General features: G+C 49.3%; 11 protein-coding genes. 2 read left to right on the forward strand and 9 right to left on the reverse strand.

Going from position 1 to position 21649, the window contains the following annotated elements:
- Positions 1-695 precede the first annotated feature (695 nt).
- Positions 696-2492, reverse strand: a complete 1797-nt coding sequence (gene aspS / locus D2E26_RS03940; RefSeq protein ID WP_125963422.1) for an aspartate--tRNA ligase — start codon at positions 2490-2492, stop codon at positions 696-698.
- Positions 2493-2758: 266 nt separating this feature from the next.
- The gene (gene hisS, locus D2E26_RS03945) at positions 2759-4183 is read right to left on the reverse strand and encodes a histidine--tRNA ligase (RefSeq protein ID WP_125963423.1); all 1425 of its coding nucleotides are present in this window, start codon (positions 4181-4183) and stop codon (positions 2759-2761) included.
- A gap of 302 nt (positions 4184-4485) precedes the next feature.
- Between hisS and D2E26_RS03950 the strand changes: the two genes are divergently transcribed.
- Positions 4486-5874 (forward strand): DUF349 domain-containing protein, encoded by a 1389-nt coding sequence (locus tag D2E26_RS03950; RefSeq protein ID WP_125963424.1) that lies wholly within the window; start codon positions 4486-4488, stop codon positions 5872-5874.
- 880 nt (positions 5875-6754) lie between these two features.
- Here the strand turns inward: D2E26_RS03950 and D2E26_RS03955 are convergent.
- The gene (locus D2E26_RS03955; protein WP_125963425.1) at positions 6755-9367 is read right to left on the reverse strand and encodes an ATP-dependent Clp protease ATP-binding subunit; all 2613 of its coding nucleotides are present in this window, start codon (positions 9365-9367) and stop codon (positions 6755-6757) included.
- A 151-nt stretch (positions 9368-9518) separates the two neighbouring features.
- Between D2E26_RS03955 and D2E26_RS03960 the strand changes: the two genes are divergently transcribed.
- Positions 9519-10586 (forward strand): universal stress protein, encoded by a 1068-nt coding sequence (locus tag D2E26_RS03960; protein WP_241218865.1) that lies wholly within the window; start codon positions 9519-9521, stop codon positions 10584-10586.
- A 63-nt stretch (positions 10587-10649) separates the two neighbouring features.
- On the opposite strand, the gene D2E26_RS03965 is transcribed toward D2E26_RS03960, so the two are convergent.
- The 6 genes from D2E26_RS03965 to D2E26_RS03990 form a co-directional block, all read right to left on the reverse strand.
- Positions 10650-10832, reverse strand: coding sequence for a hypothetical protein (locus D2E26_RS03965; RefSeq protein WP_125963426.1), 183 nt, complete (start codon positions 10830-10832; stop codon positions 10650-10652).
- A gap of 249 nt (positions 10833-11081) precedes the next feature.
- Positions 11082-13634 carry an S-layer homology domain-containing protein gene (locus D2E26_RS03970; protein ID WP_125963427.1) on the reverse strand — a complete coding sequence of 851 codons (2553 nt, stop codon included), beginning with the start codon at positions 13632-13634 and terminating at the stop codon, positions 11082-11084.
- A 241-nt stretch (positions 13635-13875) separates the two neighbouring features.
- Positions 13876-16656 (reverse strand): S-layer homology domain-containing protein, encoded by a 2781-nt coding sequence (locus tag D2E26_RS07555; protein WP_241218866.1) that lies wholly within the window; start codon positions 16654-16656, stop codon positions 13876-13878.
- 220 nt (positions 16657-16876) lie between these two features.
- On the reverse strand, positions 16877-18073 hold the full coding sequence (locus tag D2E26_RS03980) for a leucine-rich repeat domain-containing protein (RefSeq protein ID WP_125963429.1): 1197 nt from the start codon (positions 18071-18073) through the stop codon (positions 16877-16879).
- Positions 18074-18341: 268 nt separating this feature from the next.
- Complete coding sequence (locus D2E26_RS03985) at positions 18342-19946, reverse strand: leucine-rich repeat domain-containing protein (RefSeq protein ID WP_125963430.1); 1605 nt, start codon at positions 19944-19946, stop codon at positions 18342-18344.
- Between the two features lie 272 nt (positions 19947-20218).
- A complete protein-coding gene (locus D2E26_RS03990) occupies positions 20219-21646 on the reverse strand; it encodes a DUF3027 domain-containing protein (RefSeq protein WP_125963431.1) in 1428 nt (475 codons plus the stop codon).
- Positions 21647-21649 lie beyond the last annotated feature (3 nt).

Here is a 21649-nt window from a genome sequence, read left to right on the forward strand (position 1 = left end):
CGTGCATAATCCTCAGGTATGCGACGTATTTGCACGTAAGCATCAAAAATCTTTGATTTCGAGTGCTTCGTATGCAGATTTCTCAGTTAACCGAGAAAAGTGCACACAAAGACACTGTTCACGTGCAAGTAAGTCAGGTAGCCGACAGAACGGCACACGAAGACGGATCTATGGCTGATTCCCCATTATTGGAATTACTCATTCCTATGCAGCTCCACCATATAGGTGGCCATTGTGCACGTGAAGAGGTGCTTCGAATGCAGTGCCGCCGCATAACCGGCAACAACGCACGTAAAGCATAAACTTCCCCTATTTTTGGTGCTTCATATGCTATTTCGCCAGATAAGTGGTGCACTTGCACGCGAAGACTATCTAAAAGTGCAAACCCACCACGTAACTGGTGGGTTTGCACATCAATGCATAATTCTTGCTATTTTCGCCTCTTTGCATGCAGAACTACCACGTACCTGGTGGAGTTGCACGTAAAAGGCCCCTTCCCGTGCAACCCCACCAGATAAACGGCACAGCTGCACGTAAGAAGTGCTTCGAATACGTTGCTGCCACATAAGAGGCACAGCTGCACACGAGGCAGCGCGAAGCGCAGAAATAAAAGCAGTAAATACAACAAAAGGCGGCGATAAGAACGAAGCTTATCGCCGCCAAATGAAAGTACTCAAAACGAGCGGAACGGAAGATCAGTCATCTTCCTCTGGATCGTAATCCACGCCGGTTTCTGCACGCTGCTCTTCGGAAATTGGAGCAGGAGCGCCGGTCAGTGGATCGCGGCCGCCGCCAGCCTTAGGGAAGGCGATGACGTCGCGGATCGAGTCGGAACCAGCAAGAATTGCAGCCGTACGATCCCAGCCCAGAGCCAGACCAGCGTGAGGTGGTGCACCGTACTTGAAGGCCTCAAGCAGGAAGCCGAACTTGTCTTCTGCTTCCTTCTCGCCGATGCCGAGCACGTCGAGCACACGGTCCTGGATGTCGTCGCGGTGGATACGCACGGAACCGCCGCCCATCTCGTTACCGTTGCAGACGATGTCGTAAGAATCAGACATTGCGTGCTCAGGATCCTTATCGAAGTTGTCGATCCAATCCTTCGATGGCATAGTGAATGGGTGGTGCATACTCGTCCACTTGGAGTGGCCGACTGCAACATCGTCATCATCTGGATCATCAGCGCGCTTGAACAGTGGGAAGTCAACAACCCACGTGAAGGCGAACTTGTTAGGGTCGCGCAGGCCTGCACGCTCAGCGAGCTCAACACGCACAGCGCCGAGCAGCATCTGGGAAGCCTCACGAGGACCTGCAGCGAAGAACACTGCATCGCCGTCTTCTGCACCAACAGCTTCCTTGAGGCCGTTGCGCTCTTCCTCGGAAATGTTCTTAGCGACAGGGCCCTTGATCTCGCCATCAGCAGTGAACTGAATGTAAGCCAAGCCCTTAGCGCCGTGCTGCTTAGCCCAATCCTGCCATGCATCGAACTGACGACGAGGCGTCGAAGCGCCGCCCTTGAACAGGACTGCACCAACGTATGGAGCCTGGAAGACGCGGAATGGCGTGTTCTTGAAGTAATCAGTGAGCTCGACCAGTGGGTTGCCGAAGCGCAGATCTGGCTTATCGGAACCGTACTTGTCCATTGCTTCCTGCCACGTAATGCGAGGCAGAGGCAGCTGCACGTCGTGACCAGCAGACTTCCAAATTGCCTGCACAAGACGCTCGGTCATAGCCATAACGTCTTCCTGATCAACGAACGACATCTCCATATCGAGCTGCGTGAACTCTGGCTGACGATCAGCGCGGAAGTCCTCATCACGGTAGCAGCGAGCGAACTGGTAGTAGCGCTCCACGCCCGAAACCATGAGCAGCTGCTTGAGCAGCTGAGGAGACTGTGGCAGTGCGTACCAAGAACCTGGCACCAGACGTGCTGGGACGAGGAAGTCGCGAGCGCCTTCTGGCGTCGACTTGATCATCGTTGGGGTCTCAACCTCAGTGAAGCCCATCTCGTCAAGCACGTTGCGAGCAGCCTTCATCATGTTGGAACGCAGCTTGATGTTGCGAGCCATCGATGGGCGGCGCAGATCGAGGTAACGGTACTTGAGACGCACCTCTTCGCTTGGCAGCTTGCCTTCGGTCTCGTTTGCGAGAACCGTAGAAACCTGGAATGGCAGAGCATCGGACTTAGCGAGGATCTTCAGGTCCTTGACCTCAACCTCGACCTTGCCGGTCTCCATGTGCTCGTTAGCGTTGCCATCTGGACGCAGACGGACCTTACCCGTCAGCTCCACAACGAACTCGCTGCGCAGAGGGCGAGCCATCTCTTCATCGTCGATGACGGCCTGCACAACGCCCGAAGAGTCCCTCAAATCGATGAACGCAACGCCACCGTGATCACGGCGACGATCAACCCAACCGGCAAGCGTGACTTCTTGACCGACGAGGTCCTCAGTCACTTCGGTGGCATGATGTGTACGATAAGCCGTCTGGCTCATGCTTCCTCTATTCCTTCTTTGTAGCATTCAGTGTTCTAAGAATGTTGGATTCTTAAGAATGTCTTTTCTCAGAATGGTTCAGTATCAGTATCTAAGAATGGTTATGGGGTTCGACGTTAGCCATGCAAACCAGCCCTCGCGATTTGAATGGTGAGACGCATCTGAATGCTGAGATGGGTTTCATACGCTGATCTCAAACCGCGATGGGCAGCTGCATAAGCATTCGTCTACTGCAGTAAATACTGCAGTATTGGGTTTATTAAGTTTCAGCTCTCGAGCTTGACGCCCTGCTCAGCCAAAGCCGAATCTGGCTCCCAAGTGTCAGCATTTGCTGGCTGCTGGTCACCCGTGATGATGTTCTTGACTTCATCATGCGTTGCCTGATCAGCCTCAGTGCCGTCTGGAGCAGCTTCGGTTTCGAGCGTATCTGCTGGGAACCACACGTAAGGGATACCCAGCTTATCGGCGTACTTAATCTGCTTGCCGAGCTTGGCGGCGGTTGGAGCCACGTCAGCTGCAATGCCGCGAGCGCGCAGACGTGCTGCGATGTCGTCGGAAATTGCACGATCGTTCTCGTTCCACACAGCCACAAGCACCACTGCTGGCGAAACGCGCGTTGCGGTTGCCTTTGCCGTGTGCAGCATGTAGGAGACCAAGCGGGACAGACCAATCGAGAGGCCAACGCCTGGGTAACGCTTCGAGCCCTGCGATGCGAGGTTGTCGTAACGACCACCAGAGCAGATCGAGCCGAGCGAAGCAGCACCCTCAAGGAACGTCTCGTAGACGGAACCCGTGTAGTAATCGAGGCCGCGGGCGATCTTCAGATCTGCCACAACTGCGCCTGGGCGAATACGTGCAGCCTTATCAATGATGTTGGCCAGCGTATCAAGACCCTGCTTAGCAAGAGCGTATGCTTCTTCGTTCTCGGTCACGTGGTGCAGCTCGCACAGTGCATTGAACTTTGCAGTCAGATCTGCACCGTTGTCTGCAGTCAGGTCTGCGAGCTCGAGGCAAGCACGTGCCTGATCCTCGGATGCACCGCATTCGCTGACGAGCAGCTTAACGACTTCTTCAGCACCGATCTTGTCGAGCTTATCGATCTCACGCAGAACGCCTTCAATATCAGTCAGGCCGAGACCGCGGTAGAAGCCTTCAGAAAGCTTACGGTTGTTGGCGTGCACGGTTGCCTTTGGCAGACCGAACTCGCGCAGCTGCTCAAGAGCGCTGACCATAACGAGCGGCAGATCCACTTCGTAATGCTCTGGCAAATCACCATTGCCAACCACATCGATATCTGCCTGGACGAACTCACGGAAGCGACCCTCCTGTGGACGCTCACCACGCCACACCTTCTGGATCTGCCAACGCTTAAATGGGAATGCAAGCTGGCCAGAATGCTCAACAACATAACGGCTCAGCGGCACGGTCAAATCGAAATGCAGGCCGAGGCGATCAGCAACTGGAGTATCTGCTTCATTGCCAACGTCTTGCAGACGCGAGAGCAGATAAATCTCCTTGCTCGTCTCACCTTTCTTGAGCAGGCTTGCGCCCTGCTCAACAGCACGAGTCTCAATGCCAATGAAGCCATTGAGCTCGAACGTGCGCCTGAGCGTATCAATGACACGCTGCTCCACTACTCGTTCGGATGGGAGCCACTCCGGGAAACCTGAAATTGATGAACCTTTTGCCACGGGTCACTAGTGTAAAAGGAGTTGCGGAACAAACCCCCTTTGCGCGTCGGAATACGCAGGAATGCCTTATATTCGTCAGGTATTCATCAGGTATTTATCAAGATATTCACTAGGTGTTCACCCTCTTGCGCCATCAGAAAAGGACTAAATTCCTCGCAAAAGCTTGGTATTCGTTGCGTACACGTTGTGAAAGGCTTTCCCATACTGCAGGGGGCATTGCTACACTAAAGATTTGGAAGTACTACAAATTCGGTTCAACGCCGTACCGCGCTTCCCTGTCACGACAAGCTAAGGAGCTGAGCATGGCCGACAACACTGTCACCCCAGAAGAAACCACCTCACCAAAATCTGCAGCTGCACCAAAGCCGCATGCACCATCACCAGCAGCATTTGCTAAGAAACCACATAAAACTGCTGCCACCGCTGCACATGTAGAGGTTGCTCACACCGATGCTGATCTGAAGGCTCAGGAGCAGTTTGGCCGCGTTGCCGAAGACGGCACTGTGTTCGTGAAGGACGGCGACGGTGAGCGCGAGGTCGGTCAATTCCCGAACGCTTCTCAGGAAGAAGCTCTGGCACTCTACGCTCGTCGTTATCTCGATCTTCAGGCAAAGCTTGATCTGTTCGCTAACCGCCTGAAGTCCAACTCAATTAAGACTCGTGAAATTGATGAGACGCTGGCAACGCTCAAGCAGGACGTAGATAAGCCAGCTGTGGTTGGTAACATTCCTGCGTTGCAGCAGAAGTTCAATGATCTTGAGAAGACTGCAGCCGCACGTAAGCAGGAAATTGCAGAGAACCGTAAGAAGGCTGTGGCTAAGGCTGTGGCTGAGCGTACGGCAATTGTTGAGCAGGCTGAGGCCCTGATTTCCAACCTTTCGGACAACACGAACTGGCGTTCGACGGCTGATAAGTTCCGCTCGCTGTTCGAGCAGTGGCAGCAGCACCAGCGCACGACCGTGCGTATCGATAAGGCTGAGGCCGACGCACTGTGGAAGCGCTTCTCCTCCGCTCGCACGCAGTTCAACCAGGCTCGCCGCAAGTGGGCTCAGGCTCGCGATGCTGAGCGTGAGCAGGCTCGTAAGGCTAAGGAAGAAATCATCGCTGAAGCAGAGTCGCTGCAGGATTCGACGGCTTGGGGTGAGACTTCGCGCAAGTTCAACGATCTCATGGCTCGCTGGAAGCAGGCAGGTCGCGCTGGCCGCAACGAGGACGACAAGCTGTGGGAGCGTTTCCGCGCTGCAGCTGACAAGTTCTTCGGCGCTCGTCAGGCTGATCGCGATCAGATGCACTCGGCTGAGGCTGAGAACCTTGTCAAGAAGGAAGAGCTTCTCAAGAAGGCTGAGGCTCTGCTTCCTGTGACGACTGAGGCTGACGCCAAGAAGGCTCGTCAGGCTCTGGCCGCAATTCAGGAACAGTGGGATCAGATCGGTTACGTCCCTCGTGAGGACGTCCACCGCATTGAGAGCCGCCTCGACGCTGTTGACAAGCAGATCAAGTCCGTTGAGGACGCTGCTTGGAAGCAGGCCGATCCTGAGGCTGACGCTCGTAAGTCGAGCTTCGGCGATCAGCTTAAGGCTCAGCTCGCTGACCTCGACGCTCAGATTGCCGCCGAGTCCGATCCTAAGAAGAAGGCCAAGCTTGAGGCTGAGAAGGCAACGAAGGAGCAGTGGCTCAACGCCATTCAGTGAGCAACTCCAGTAGTTACCGGAACAGTTACTTGTAGATCCGTTCCGTTTGCTACTCCCCTCTCGTAGCGTTCGCTAATTCGTTCAGGAGCGACGTGACCATCCGGTTGCGTCGCTCTTTTTTATTTATATTTCTCTTTTATTTCCCTAGTTGCAACAGATAGCTGCATGTGCTTCTTATCTATTCCTCACTCTGAGGCAAAGGTCACACATCTTCATGTGCACTTTTGTCGCTTACCTGACGAAACTGCACCGGAACGGTGGCTTCGTGTGCAAGATTCACGGGTGTCCGACAGCATTGCACGCAAAGACGTGGAATCGACTCGTATTGAGGCTTCGAGTGCAGTTTGATCACCTACCCGACAAAATGGCACACGAAGATATCCTCTACGTGCAGATCTGTCAGGTAACCGAGCAAATTGCACTTGAAGCAACAGATCAGCCGAGAATTCACTCTTCAAGTGCAACTACGACGGTTACCCGAGAAAAGTGCACGCGAAGGTACTCTTCAAGTGCAAAATTCTCGCTAATCCGACGAATCGGCACTTGAAGCAAGGAAATTCAAGATTTTTAGCCCTTTAAATGCATCCACGCCGGTTACCTGACGAAACTGCACTCAAAGGTACCCTTCACGTGCAAGATTCACGGGTACCCGACAGCATTGCACGCAAAGACGTGAAATTGCCTCACATTGAGGCTTCGTGTGCAATTTGATCACCTACCCGACAAAATGGCACACGAAGATATCCTCTACGTGCAGATCCGTCGGGTAACCGAGCAAATTGCACATCAGGACGCAGCGCGAAGCGCAGAAATAAAACAAAAGACCAGCCGCAAAAGCGACTGGTCTTACGTTTAGTGAGATCCTACGGATACTCAGCGATCACTCGGCAGATGCCTCGGAATCGGTGTCTGCGGACTCGGAAGGAGCGTCCTCGGAAGGAGCAACTTCGGCGGAGTCAGCAGAGGTCTCAGCAGGAGCCTCAGCGGACTCAGCGGATTCCTCATCCTTTGGTGCCTCGACCTCGAATGGCTCACTCTTGAACGTGAACGTTCCAAGAATGCCCTCACCCTCAGCATCGACGATGACACGCTCGTTGTCAGCGAGCTCACCCATAAGGATGCGCTCGGAGATCGTGTCTTCGATGTCGCGCTGAATGACGCGGCGCAGTGGACGTGCACCGAGCAGTGGGTCGAAGCCCTTCTGTGCGAGCAGATCCTTTGCAGCGTCGGTCAGGTCGAGCTCCATGTGGCGATCGAACAAGCGATCGTTGAGAAGCTTGACGTCGAGATCAACGATCTGACGGACCTGATCCTCAGTCAGCTGACGGAACACGATGATGTCGTCGAGACGGTTGAGGAACTCAGGGCGGAACTGCTGCTTGAGCTCGTTCGAAACCTGATCCTTCATGCGCTGGTAGCTCGACTCGGTGTTGGTGCCCAGGTTGAAGCCCGTGTTGGCAGCCTTTGCGATGTCGCGCGTACCAAGGTTCGTCGTCAGGATGATGATTGTGTTCTTGAAGTCGACCTTGCGGCCCTGGCCATCGGTCAGGTGGCCATCGTCAAGCACCTGCAACAGCGTGTTGAAGATGTCTGGGTGAGCCTTTTCGATCTCATCGAACAGCACCACGGAGAATGGCTTACGACGCACCTTCTCGGTGAGCTCGCCGCCCTCTTCGTAGCCAACGTATCCTGGAGGTGCACCGAACAGACGCGAAGCAGCGTACTTCTCGGAGAACTCCGACATATCAACGCGGATCAGAGCATCGTCGTCATCGAACAGGAACTGAGCTAGAGCCTTAGCCAGCTCGGTCTTACCAACACCAGTTGGACCTGCGAAGATGAATGAACCTGCAGGACGCTTTGGATCCTTCAAGCCAACGCGCGTACGGCGGATCGAACGTGCCAGTGCGGACACTGCCTCGTCCTGACCGATAATGCGCTTGTGCAGCTCAGACTCCATGCTGAGCAGCTTCTTCGATTCGGCCTGCGTGAGCTTAAACACTGGAATGCCCGTGCTCTGCGAAATGACCTCAGCGATCACATCTTCGTCCACGACCATCTTGACGTCGGACTCACCTTCACGCCAAGACTCTTCCTTCTGCTTGAGCTCTTCTTCAAGCTTTTCCTGACGATCGCGCAGTTCAGCAGCCTTTTCGAACTCCTGATCCTTAATGGCCTGGTCCTTGTCCTTAGCCACCTTGGCGACCTTAGCGTCAAGTTCCTTGAGCTCTGGTGGAGCGGTCAGACGCTTAATGCGCAGACGTGCACCAGCCTCATCGATCAAGTCGATAGCCTTATCTGGCAGGTTGCGATCCTGAATGTAACGAGACGACAGCTCGGCAGCAGCCTGAATAGCGCCATCGGTAATCGTCACGTGGTGGTGGTTCTCGTAGCGGGAACGCAGACCCTTCAAGATTTCAATCGTTTCAGCGATCGAAGGCTCGTTGACCTGAATTGGCTGGAAACGTCGCTCAAGTGCCGCATCCTTTTCAATGTACTTGCGGTACTCATCGGTCGTCGTTGCACCAATCGTCTGGAGCTCACCACGAGCCAGCATTGGCTTCAACATATCAGATGCACCGAGTGCACCGTCAGCCGAACCAGCGCCAACAATCGTGTGAATCTCATCGATGAACAGCACAATGTCGCCGCGCGTCTTGATTTCCTTCAGCACCTTCTTGAGGCGCTCTTCGAAATCACCGCGGTAACGAGAGCCTGCAACCATCGAGCCCAGATCGAGCGAGTAGACCTGCTTATCCTTAAGCGTCTCTGGAACATCGCCAGACACGATCTTCTCAGCAAGGCCTTCAACGACTGCCGTCTTACCAACGCCAGGTTCGCCGATCAGCACAGGGTTGTTCTTCGTACGCCTCGAGAGCACGACCATAACGCGTTCAATTTCCGAGCTACGGCCGATAACTGGATCGAGCTTGCCTTCCTTAGCCTCAGCGGTCAGGTTGCGACCGAACTGATCGAGGATTGCGGAACCCGTCTGACGACCCTTGTCGGAAACGCCACCAGCGTTTGCCAGATCGCCCTTTTCCTCACCGTTGCCAGCGTTGCCACGGATCATATCGATCGTGGTGCTGCGCAGTTCGCCGAGGTCGACGTCCATCTTGATCAGTACCTGAGTGCCTACGCCTTCGCCTTCGCGGATCAGGCCGAGCAGAATGTGCTCAGTGCCGATGTAGCTGTGACCAAGCTGCAGTGCTTCACGCAGCGAAAGTTCGAGAACTTGCTTCGCATGTGGCGTGAAAGGAATGTGACCGCTAGGGGCAGCTGTCCCCTTGCCAATCATTTCTTCAACTTGCTTACGCGTATCGTCCAGCGTAACGCCCATGGAGGCGAGTGCCTTTGCGGCAACGCCCTCTCCCTCGCGGATCAGGCCGAGCAGCAAATGCTCTGTACCGATGTAGTTGTGCTGAAGAGAACGAGCCTCTTCCTGTGCCAACACGATGACTCGCCGCGCCCGGTCAGTGAACCGTTCGAACATGCTTGTCCTTTCATTCATGTAACTCCACATCACTCTACAAATTTGGAATGACGTTTGTTCCCACAAAAAGAAACAATTTTTACACCACAGCGAACCCCCTTTACCGCTATGCTTAATCACAGGAAGTGAAAATGACTATAAGGAGGCTCGAATGAGCAAGAAAGCCGCAAGTGAATCTCATGGATTCGCTATGGCCAATGACGACCTGGCCGCTCGTGCTGATTTCGAGAAATCGCTAGTTCACGGGGATTTCCAGCACGTTCCATCGATTGACTCCGATATTGTTGTAGGCGTCGATGGTTCCGAGGAATCGTTCGCAGCACTGCGCTGGTCGCTGCGTCAGGCCGCAATTACTGGCCAAAACGTCAACTGCGTGTACGGCTGGTCCTACTCGTGGGACATGGGTCCAGAGCCTGAGTCCGAGGAAGATCTGCACCGTATTCGTTTGCAGATTGCTGAAAAATTACGCAACTGGGTTGTAGAAGCCAGCGAAAATATTGATGTTTCCGATGAGCAGATTACGCTGACCTCGTTCCGCAGCTCCGGCTCCTCTGCCCTGCTCGAGATGAGCCAGAACGCTCAGCAGCTCGTAGTTGGCCGCCGCACAATGGGCCGCTTGGCTCGTTGGTTCGCTGGCTCGCTTTCGACTTCGCTGATCGAAGAGGCTGAGGTTCCAGTGACCATTATTCGAACGCACATGGATGAAGATTTCACTGTGCAGGACGAGATCGCTACTGCCCTCACTCCTGGTGAGCAGACGGTTCGTTATGAGACGCCAAAGTCGAGCGTGCCTCGTACGTCTCGTCCAATTGTTGTGGGCGTTGATGGTTCGGAAACGTCGCGTGACGCACTGCAGTTCGCTTCCCAGCTCGCTGCAATTCACCATGCGCCACTGCACGTAATTTACTGCTGGCAGCTCAAGGATCTTGGCCTTGTTGAGGGCTTCGAGACCACGGTTCCTCCAATGGATGTGGCTCAGAAGACTGCTGAGCAGCGTGTCAAGGAATTCGTTGAGAATACTGTGCTTCCGCCAAATATTGATGTGACGACGAATGCGTTCCACATTATGCCTGGCAAGGGCATGGTTAGCGCTTCCCGTTACGCCCGTCACTTGGTTGTTGGCCGCCGCGGCCTGAACCGCCTCGATTCGACGCTGCTCGGTTCGGTCTCGCATCAGGTGCTCAACTCAGCTGAGTGCAATATCACTATTGTGCGCTAACTTACGCAGCTACCACATTTCGTAGCACAACAATAAGGTCCGTAACTCCCCTCTTGTAAGGGGTTACGGACCTTTACCATCGGTATCCCAATGATCCTGCGCATACTTCAAAACATGCGGATCACGAAAGGTTCCGCAATCAACCGGAATAGGTTGATATTCATTGTCCGCTCCGCTGGCTTGTGCCATTGCAGTTCCTGCAGAACAAACAGTTGTAGCAGCCACAATCATTGCCAACCATGACATGGCCTTTTTATTGGTGTATTGCTGATGTGCTTCATTTCTTATTTAGCCTTCCTCAACGAGCAGCTTTCCCTCCGATGTGGTAGGGCGCTTATCCTTCAAGAGCATGTTCTTCTTGTAGAAATAAAGTATATAGAAGAATCCGCAACTGCTGTTCTCACCAGTTGCGGATTCCTTATATATTAAGTTTGTATTACTCAATTACTGCAATAGGACGTTGTACCCCATTGCTTATGACTCCGAATCAGCATCTCACCTAGAGTCATCCTTATTGACATAGTCGTCAAAACGGTTCAGGAATGCAGCCATATCCTGACGATAGGTATTCGTCATACCCTCGAAACGGTAGGTACCATCACTATTCTCATAACCTCTTGCGATACTCGTGCCACCAAGCCAACGAATATGATCCGCATGAGGCGTCTTATCAGTTACATCGGTGAAGTCCTTCGGCTCAACACCTTCGCCCTTGCCAAGATTCGTTGCAAAACGATGCAAGAACGCAGCCATATCCTGACGATACACAACAGTCATCGGCTCGAATCGGAACGTACCATCAGCATTCTTATAACCCGTGGAAATGCCAACATGAGCCAACCACAGAATATCTTCGGCATGAGGAGTCTGCTCGTTCACATCCGTGAAACGTTCCCAATCGGCATCGGAAGGCTCCCAAGTAGCTGCGGCAAGATCCATGTTCTTTACTGCAACGCGACGAAGGAATGCAGCCATATCCTGACGATATACAGAAGTCATAGGCTCGAAACGTCGAGTGCCTTCTTCATTCCTATAGCCTTCAGATATTCCGTTCTTAGCAAGCCAATCAATTTCAGCAGCATGTGGCGTGGTTTCATCCACATCAGTGAACTGCAATTCGCCTGGCCGGACTTCGCCAAACTTAATCATCAAAGCAATCTCGCCGATACCAGTTTGGTAGGTATAGATCACATCGCTAGGGTATGCATCTGGCTTTATTACGGATCCATCCAAAACGCCACCCTGAACGCTCGTAATGTTTTCCGGCTTAACTATTGGTGCAACTTGAGCTACATCAAATTCGTGGTTAATCGTGTAAGAAATGTTCTCCCCATACGAGAACACAGTTGGTGCAACCACTATGTTGAGACCGAGCAACTCATTATTATCAACGCGCAGTTCCTTGAGTCCCCTTGGACCATCTTCAGTGGCAAATTCCTGTGGAACATCAAGGAATCGAATCCTATTCTCCGACACATTCAACGATTGAAGTTTTGGAGTTTGGTAAAGATCCAGCGATGAGAGTTTATTGCCAGCGAGATTAATAGTGTTCAACTCTGGATTGTTGGCAAATTCAACTGCCTCTAGTTCGTTACCCATTGCAGACAATACCTCAAGCTCCGGGTTACTAGAAACATCAAGATTTGGCAGCTTGTTGTAGTCCACATACAGCTGCTTCAGCGATGGATTCTTCGATGTATCAAACGAAGCATTGCCAGTTCCGTTAGCATTGAGAGTTTCTAACTTTGTATTCTGCGTCACATCAATTGGCTCAAGCTTCATTCCACTAACCGAAAGCGCATTGAGCTCAGCATTGTGAGACACATCAATCGAAGACAAATTATTACCATCTACATACAGCTTTGACAGATTCGAGTTCTGCGATACATCGATGGTTTCCAGAACATTACCGCCGAGTTCAAGAGAAAGTAATTCCGTATTATTGGCAACATCGATTGACGCTAATACATTCTCACTCGCATTCAACGTTTGCAATGCCGTGTTCTTGGAAACATCCAACTGGGACAGCTGATTGGTGCTCACATTAACATGACGCAAATGTTCGTTATTCGTCATATCAAGAGCTGCAATGTTATTAAAGTTGACTACCAAGCTGTCGAGTTGTTTATTCTCCGATATATCAAGACTTGATAGCTGATTTCCCGCAGCCTCGAGAACAAAGAGATCTGGGTTCTTCGTCACATCAAGATCAACAATATTATTGCCATTAACCTGAATCGTCACGAGTTCCGGAGCCTGCGAAACAGCTAACTCATTCAAGTTATTGGAACTTGCATTAATCTTAGTGAGCTTTGTATTAGCGGCAATATCCAGCGCAGTGAGATTATTATCCGCAACAAATAGACTCTCTAACAATGGATTTGCTGACACGTCAAGATCAGACAAATCGCAATCGCTGGCATCCAGAACAGTTAATTCAGGGTTCTGCGACGTATTAATCGATGAGATTTGGTTACCGGAGACATACAGACCTTGAAGATTCTTATTCGAACCAACATCAATAGAAGAGATATTGGTATTAGAAACATCTAAGAAGGTAAGATCAGGGTTCTGCGACGTATTTATCTCATTGAGATTGCTCCTACTGATATGCAATCCACTCAAATTAGGGTTCTGAGAAATATCAATAGACGTAATCGGATTTTCATCTAAACTCAGATACTCAAGATTCAAATTTTTTGAGATATCTATTGATGAAATTGCATTACCAACTGCAGTAATCATCTCAAGATTCGGTGCATACTCGATACCTTGCAAGGATTGTATTTGATCCCATGAAAAATCACCGAAATTACAGACGACTGCACCAACCTGCAAACGTTCTTCATCACTCAATGAACCATCTTCATCAAGATCCCATACCCCTGCTACGTATTCACGGAAAACCTCATCAGGGAATGTCGTTTCATTAATAGGGATATTGCCATCAACTGTCTCAGCCACAGCGCTACCTACTGAAAATGGAATTATTACGGTTGCGAGCGCAGTAGATGCTGCAATTGCAACTTTTTTCATATTGTTCTTCATTGAACTCTCTTTCTCTCATATAACGGGAGAAACTTTTATTGGGTTTAAATACCCAGCTTCAGACTATTCAACGAGAACATTGAATTCACAATAATTTCATATTCTGTACGGCTTCAATTCCGAAATATAAAAAGGGTCCGTATCTCCTGTTTTGTAAGGAGTTACGGACCCGTATTATTCTTTATTTATCTATCGAATTCCCTCGTTCGGTATTGAGCATGTGCATTACAACACCATGCTCTTACCCACGAGCATTAATGAATTCATCAAAACGATGCAGGAACGCAGCCATATCCTGACGATACGTCCTCGTCATACCTTCAAATCGCCACGTACCATCGCCGTTATCGTAACCTTCAGCAATGCCAACAGTACCCAACCAACGAATATCATCAGCATGAGGCGTCTTATTAGTCACATCAGAGAACTCACGCTTGTCGACCAACGTCAACATATTGGCCTTACCAGCCAAACGATGCAGGAACGCAGCCATATCCTGACGATATACAGGAGTCATCGGCTCAAAACGATACGTCTTATGATCAGTATTCTTATAGCCAGTCGAAATCTCAGCATGAGCCAGCCATAGAATATCCTCAGCATGAGGCGTCTTCTTATTCACATCAGTAAAACGCTTCCAATCTGCATCAGAAGGCTTCCACGATGCAGCATCGCCAATACCATTCTTAATCGCAATACGACGCAAGAATGCTGCCATATCCTGACGATATACAGCAGTCATTGGCTCAAAACGATACGTACCATCGCCATTGCTATAGCCCTCCGAAATCTTATTCGAAGCAAGCCAAGTAATATCGTCATAATGCGGCGTCGATTCATCAGCATCAGTGAATGGCAACGCAGGCTGAGTTATAAACGTAACCTGAGCATCCCAAGTCAAACCAGCGCCCATATCATACTTATAGGTCACTGTGCCTGGATACTCATCAGGAGTCAGCACCGTACCACTCAACTTGCCACCCTGCACATCGCTGATCTTCGAAGGATCGACTGTAGGTGCGGCCTGTGCTAAATCAATAGATCGACCAGAAATATAGTTCATACGCTCTGGGTCATCAGGTGAACCAGCGTCATACTCTACTGGAGTCGCCGCAACGTTAATACCGAACAAAGGATTTTGGCCTACGGAGAGTACATCAAGACCCTGTACTGCATTTTCGCTATTGTCCGACGAAGCATAGGTTTGCGGTACATCAAGGGATGCCAACAGATTATGTTCAACTAACAGCTCTTTCAGATTAGAAAGATGCGATACATCAAGCGAGGTAAGCGTATTGTGGTTAAGGTTGAGACCTTCCAAAAGCGTGTTATGAGACAAGTCCAACGTACTGATCTTATTGTCTCGAAGCATCAGCTTAGTCAGCTTCTCATTTTTCGTCAGATCCAGAGAAGACAAAGTATTACGACTAGCTGTTAATGCGAGCAAAGACTCATTCTTTGTAACATCCAGAGCCGCTATTTCATTCTCATCGACAACTAGACTCTTCAGCAGCGGCTGGTTCGTAACATCAATCGAAGTCAGATTGTTACTCGAAACATCAAGCGCACTAAGGCGTGAATTCTGAGAAACATCAAGCCTCCACAAATCGGTATGAGAAACGGTCAGTGTTTCCAAAGCCTGATTCTTTGTCACATCAAGCGCAAGCAGAGGAGCTCGATTGATTTGTAATGTCCTCATTGCCGTATTGTGCGACACATCAAGCGAAGACAAACCAGTACCTGCAATGGTGAGACTATCCAGCTCTGTATTCTGAGAAACATCAACCGAGGTCAGATCCCAGTTCAGTGCTGTAAGTCCACCGATTTGCAAGGTAGAGAGTTCAGCATTCTTCGTCACATCAATCGACGGCATAACGTCCGACAGCATAACGAGTTCACGCAGTGCGGAGTTCTTAGTCAGATCAACTGGTTCCAACTCTTCCCCAGCAAGTGTCAGAGTATCTAATTCCGTATTCTGCGTCACATCAATAGACTTGATTGGCGTCATAGCAGCATTGAGCGAGAACAGCTTCTGGTTCTGCGTCACATCAAGCGATGCCAATGGATTGGCTTGGACAATTAACGTACGCAGATCTGGATTCTGCGTCACATCAAGTTCGGTAATACCATTCTCATTGACTTTTACCGAGTCCAGTTTCGGATTGTTTTTCAAATCCAAACTTCCTAAATTATTGTTGGAAGCATCAAGACGCTCAAGATTAGTATTGTTCGTCAAATCAAGCGATGTCAACTCATTCTGAGGAACATTCAGCGATCGCAGTTCTGGATTCTTAGTCACATCTAATGCCGTGATCCCAACATTGTTGGCGGACAATGATGAAAGCTTCGGATTCGAGGTCACATCCAATTCGCCGAGCTTCAGCTCATCAACGACTAAAGTTTGCAACTCTGGGTTCTGCGTCACGTCAAGGCCATGAATCTCGGTTTTTACAGCAGACAGTGACTCCAACTTTGGATTAGCTGTCACGTCCAATACGTCAATCGTATTGTTATCGACGATGAGGTTCTGCAGCTCTGCATTACCCTTGACATTCAACGACGACAATTTATTCGAACCAACATTGACATCAGTCAAATTTGGATTGTTTGACAAATCCAGAGAATCAATTGCGTTGTCAGGCGCCTGCAATGAAGTCAATTGCGTATTCTTGGAAACGTCAAGACTTGCAAGTTGATTATTTTCTACGCCCAAGTAGCGCAGATTTGTAGCGTATTCAATGCCTTTAAGAGATGTGAATGGCGGCGTTGCAACGCTTGCGGCGTTATATTTCACTTCGGTTACTGCATCAAGTTCGCTTCGTGATAGCAAACCATCTTTTTCGGTATCCCAATACGTTTCTACATAGCTACGGAACGCTGCATCAGGGAAATTGGTTTCGTTAATTGCAATCTTTTCTTCATCTACAACTACAGCAAACGCAGTTCCAGTAGTTAATGGAACAACTGACGTTGCTAAAGCAGCCGATGCTGCAATTACAATTTTTTTGAATTTGCCCTTCATTGGACACTCTCTTTCTCTCATTAAACGGGAGAATTCTCGTCCTCTGCACTGTGATCGCTGCAGGAAGACTTATTGGACAACATACCCCCTTCACATGCGATAAATAACAGAATCTCATTTCTGAGGTCTGTTGTTGCCTTCATAAAAACAAAAATCCGTAACTGGAATGAGCCGTTCAATTCAACGTACTCATTGGGTTACGGATTTTTGTGTATGAGATTTACTTTTCGAAGCGGACTGTTGTCTTCCAGGTCACTCCCCAATCAGAATCAAGGTGTCCTGCGTAATAGTCATACTTCACTGTGCCTGGGTAGGTATTAGGAACGATCACACCATTCTTTATGGTGCCACCTTCAATCTTCGTTATCTTTTTAGTAGTCAAATATTTATTTATTTGAAGAAGATCAAGAGACCGTTCCTTAGTCACATATGTTTGCTGCTGCTCATCTTGAGCGCGCGTATCAAATCCAATTAATCGGCCTTCAATGTCTGCACCGAGTAACGGATTATCGTGAACTTCCACGTTGAAAAGATAAGGGATGTCCCCACGCATATCGCGCTCATGTGTCAAACGCACATAGTTGAGCCTGTTATGTGATACATCAAACTGATCGATCTTCTGATTGTTGCTCAGATCGATATTAGGCAGTTGGTTGTTACTCACTTGTAATGCTAGAAGCTCTTCGTTCTGGGACAAGTCCAGACTGGTGAGGTTATTGTCGGATGCATACAACCTCCCCAATTCCTTATTCTGTTGAACATCGACGTCGCTCAATCCGTTTCCTGAAACATCAAGGCTCCAGAGTTTCTTATTGTTAGTTACATCAACTGATGCAATATGATTACGAGCCACATCGAGCGTATCTAATTCTGCATTCTGCGTCACATCAATTGACGACAACTCATTGTCACCAGCATTCAGTTTTTCTAGGTACTTATGGTTTTTAACATCAAGTTGCTTCACATTATTGTGACCAATGTGAATTTCACGAAGATTCGGATTATGCGAAATATCTAATGCATCAATCTGGTTATTCGTAACATCAAGCGTATGCAGATTAGGATTCTTAGAAATATCTAGCGATACTAATGACCCATTTCTGGCAATAATCATACCGATATTGGGAGCATATTCAATGCCCTTAAAGGAAGTTAATTCTTCTGGCTCGTTGGTCCAAAGATTAAAGTGAATCATACCTACGGTCATTCGTTCATGAACTGATAATATACCGTTTTTATCCGTGTCCCATTTTGCTTTGACATACTCCTGGAATGCATCACAAGGGAATGTCTCTTTGTTAATTGGAATATCACCGTCATAGGCATTGGCAACAGCAGATCCTGCAGCAAATGGAGCCAATAATGTGACCAATGCAGCCGAGCATGCCACTAATTTGTTTTTCCACGTTTTCTTCAACAGATTCACCTTCACTCGTATGTAGGGAACTTTCCCTCAGCGGTTGGGAGGACAATCTTCTTCATCTCGTCTGTTGAACAGACCTCCTTTAACAGTACTTCACAAAATGCACACAAAGGAAAATCGTCTCACAAGAACCAGTGCGTAATGAGACCAGGATTAGACGCACTTCTTCTCATCAAGTCAGTACGCAAACGCCTGAGTAGAGAGTACGTAAACACCTAAGAAATAAGTGCAATAGGTACTCTTCCTGCAAAGCAATAGATGCTCATCCACCAAGATATCTAATACTTGCATGCCATTTCATGCCAGCACCCATATCGTACTCATAGCTTGCTTTACTCGGTGCACAGATAGCTGTTAAATATCGCCCTTTAAGCCTTGCTCCCTGCACATCATGTATTTTGTCAAGATCAATACCTTTTGCCTCGGTACTGAGATTAATGGTGAGATCACCCGCTGGGTAGAAGCGTCCTTCGTCTTCCCATCCGCCAAAATCGTATCGTTCAGGTATTGCCGCAATATCAACAGCGAGTAATGGATTATTTGCTATTCGTAGCTCTCGCATTCCCCGCCCGTCTGAGCCCTGATAAGGAAGGTTAAGATACCTGAATCGGTTATATCTGAGATCGAGACTTTGCAGATTAGTCAGATGCTCAATACCTACTTTATCGAGATGATTATTACTGATATTGACCTGAGTGAGATTGGTAAGCGTAGACAGGTCCACACCCCACAGCCCATTGTCTGCGACATTGAGCTCCTTTAACTTCGTATTTGCTGAAATATCCCATTTGACCCTGATGTCATCTTTACCAATGCGATTGTGCTCAGCTATGAGCCGCTCTAAGTTTGTATTCTTTGATAGATCAAGTCCTGTTAATTGATTATTAGAAAGATAGACATTTTGCAGCAAGGTATTGTTTGTCAAATCAAGAGTAGCTAACTGATTATTGGCAAGGGATACATACGTCAATGCTGCATTGTGCGATAAATCCACAGCAGCTAACTGATTTTCTGTAAGATCCAACGTTTCCAAATCGGTATTGTTCGAGACGTCAAGAGTAGCAAGCTGGTTGCCGCCAGCACTGAGCATCTGCAATCGAGGATTCTTACTAACACTAAGCGAAGTCAGTGCATTATTCGTGACGTTAAGGCGTTCCAATTGTGGCAATGAAGTCACATCAAGCGAGGACACCTTATTGTTCTGAATCGAGATCTCCCGCATAGTACTGGACGGTGATAATTCCAATTGTTCAATCGCATTATTCGCAGCATTCAGTTCCTGCAGTTGTGATTGATTCGGCAATGTAAGCGAAGTGAGATGATTATTCGAAAGATTTACCGAAGTTAGCTGGGCATTCTGAGACAAATCGATGGACTGCAGATTATTACCTTCATCGTGCAAACTCTGCAGTTGAGATGCCGATTGCAAATGTAATTCGAACAATCCGGTATAAGCCACGTCGAGATTCTTCACATGATGCAGCTGTGAAATATCGAATCTTCCATCATCACGAATCCAGGCATCATCTCGATAAAACTTATTACCGCGAATAGCAATAGTCTCCACATTAGGGAAATACTCAATACCTGATAGATCTTTTATTTGCTCTATTCCAAAGCTCGGTGTATGCCGCAATTCTTTGGCATCAAGCCGTTCTTGCCAACTAAGGATTCCATCTTTATCCGTATCCCAATGCGTTGCTATATACTCCCTAAACGCTGGATCAGGAAAACTGTGCGAGTCAATAACAATATCCTCATTAGGACGGTACGCACCCGTATCTGCCACAGCATTTCCTGCACCAAACGGCATAATTGCAGCAGCCAGCGCAACAGTCCACGTAATAGCAGCCTTATTCCATTTCATATGAAGTCACCTTCCCTCAAAATGTAGGGAGAAATTTCATCTGATAATATGAAGAACCTTATTCAAGAATACTTCACGAAACGTTCACCATTCAATCGGATCTCATCTGACTGTCCGTGCAAAGTTCAGTTGACTGTTTACCTTCGAGCCTCTGCGCAATCGTGGCCACTACCTTTGCCTAGAATCCATCTCAGCAAGGCCCGTAATACAAAAAGAACCCGCAACTCACGTTCGAGTTACGGGTTCCTATGTCGCGCATTCACGCGATTTCACTAGTTTTCGGACTGCTCCTTAGCATCCTGATCATTGGCCTGATCTTCGTCAGCAGACTGTTCAGCAGGTTCAGCTTCCTCAGTCTTTGTCTCAGTCGTAGCTTCCGATTCCTCAGCTTCTGCTTCGGTTTCTTCTACTTCTGCTGCGAGTTCCTTGGCTTCGTTTGCAGCTTCTTCTGCGCGCTCGACGGCTTCCTTGGCTTCCTCAGCCACGATCTCAACCTGCTGCTCGGCCAGCTCTTCCGCCGACTCTTCAGCTTCTTCCGCACCGTGCACTGCTTCTTCAGCCGTACGTGCGATGTCCTTGAGATCTTCTTCTACAGCTTCCTGAGATTCTTTCTTTGACTTCTGCGAATCCTTGGATGCTTGTTCAGCGTCGTCAACCGTGCGCTCAGCTAAACCTTCAAGCAGCTCAACTTCACCATGCTCATCACGTGGATTAGGTGTGATGATATCGATGTGGTAATCGTCAAGTGCTGGCTTCGTCTGAATCCACAAACGGCTTGGCTCTGGTGGCTCGATTTCGGAATGCTCGCCACAACCATGATCCAGCGAAACTACACGACCATCGTCAGGGCTCCAACGGTTGGCGCACACGCCAAACATCGTATTGAGCTCACCCTGCAAAGGAATGAAGAAGCCACACGTAGAGCACGTATTGCCTTCAGCGGTCTTCGTCGAAAGCGACTTAGGACCATGCGGGCCTTCGTACCAACGCTTTGCTGTTTCCGAACGACCGCGTTCGCTCATCACGCGACGACGTGACAGATCGAACTCGCGCACAGCATCGGCAATATCTTCAGCAGAGTTCTTCGAAGCTTCAGCTTCTTCGGCCGATTCATCCTGAGTCTGATCAGAAATCTCAGTCTGGTCATCCGTTGCAGTTTGCTCGGATGCTTCGTCCTGTTGATCTGATGCAGCATGCTTGTCAACCTCAGCCTGATCATTGGTTTCGGCCTGCTCGGCTTGCTCAGACTTTTCAGACTGCTCAGCATCTTGAACTGCAGCCGCATTAGAGGCAACATCAGCTTCGGCTTCTGCCTGCTGCTCAGCCTTCTGCACTTCAGACTCTGGCATGCCTGCTTCGAGACGCTCATCATCAGCTTCAGTACCAATGGCATCGGTAACCGACAGGTCGCTTGGCTTGAGACGGTCCTTCCATGGAATCCACTTAGGAGGCAGCAAAGCCTGCTCAGTTGGAATCATCGTGGATTCGTCAACAGTCCATGTATCGAGTTCCTCGTCATGGAACATCGTGACCGACCACTGCCAGCCCTCGTAACCTGGAACAAGCGACACAAAACGGAAGTCCGTAACAGGACCCTCTTGTGCGCTAGTTACAAAATCGCCGACCTCATCAGGGTTTTGCGCAGCCTCAATGGCCATAGCCTTTGCAAGAGACTGTGGATCAAGATCGGAATTTGCCATAGT

The organism is Bifidobacterium dolichotidis (genome assembly GCF_003951975.1).
Classification (GTDB): Bacteria; Actinomycetota; Actinomycetes; order Actinomycetales; family Bifidobacteriaceae; genus Bifidobacterium; species Bifidobacterium dolichotidis.